At 71.9% G+C, this 1,034-nt stretch carries 1 protein-coding gene; it reads left to right on the forward strand.

The features are described 5' to 3' along the window. Window positions 1–1,034 (forward strand): SDR family NAD(P)-dependent oxidoreductase (locus A5701_RS22065; RefSeq protein ID WP_156670210.1); only part of this gene is annotated, 1,034 nt, incomplete at both ends.

Raw genomic sequence — 1,034 nt, forward strand, 5'->3', positions numbered from 1 at the left:
GTCGCCGATCCTCTCGCCTGGCACCACACCCGCCACTGGATCGACATCGCGTCCGCCGCCCCACCGGCGTTGCGGCCCAACAGTCCCCGCGCTGCGACGGACACCCGCTCTGCGCGAAGGGGCAACGGCACCCCGATCGATGACTGGTCCTATGGGGTTGCCTGGCCCGTGCGACCGCTCCCCGATGCTCCGCCACCCGGCGGCGGTCGATGGCTGGTCGTGGGCGACACCGAGCTGACCGGCGAACTGGACCGCGTCGCCGGGTCCCAAATCGGCATCGAGGGCCTGGAGTCCGGCGCCCTCGCCGACGAAGAGGCACTGCACGGGGCGCTCAACGGTGTCGACCGCGTGCTCTACGCGCCGCCCGCCTCCGGAACGTCGGTCGCGGTCGCCTATCAGCTGTTCCACCACACCCGCCGGCTCACCGCGGCCATGGCGGCCGCCGCCACGCCAGCGAAGCTGTTCATCGTCACCCGCAACGGCCAACCGACCACCGAGGGCGACCGCGCCAACCCCGCACACGGGGCGCTGTGGGGCCTGGGACGCACCCTCGCACTCGAACACCCCGAAATCTGGGGCGGCATCATCGACTTCGATGAAGCCGTACCCGCCGAACTGACCGTGCCCCGGCTGCTGGCCGAAGCCGCCGGCACCGACGGCGAGGACCAGGTCGTCTACCGGCAGGGCCTGCGCCACGTCCCGCGATTGCAACACCGCGCCCTGCCCACCCAAGCCGTCACGTTGGACGGCGGCGCCTGCCAGCTGGTCATCGGCGCCACCGGAAACATCGGCCCACACCTGATCCGCGAACTCGCCAGGATGGGCGCAAAGACGATCGTCGCCGTTTCGCGCAACCCCGGTTCGCGGCTCGACGAACTGACCGAAAGCCTTGCCGCGGCCGGGACCACGCTGGTCACCGTCGCCGCCGACGCCACCGACGAGACCGCGATGGCCGCGCTGTTCGACCGGTTCGGCGCCGACCTGCCGCCCCTGGAGGGCATCTACCTGGCTGCCTACGCCGGCCAGCCGGTCCT

The organism is Mycobacterium sp. E3305 (assembly GCF_001666785.1).
Lineage (GTDB): Bacteria > Actinomycetota > Actinomycetes > Mycobacteriales > Mycobacteriaceae > Mycobacterium.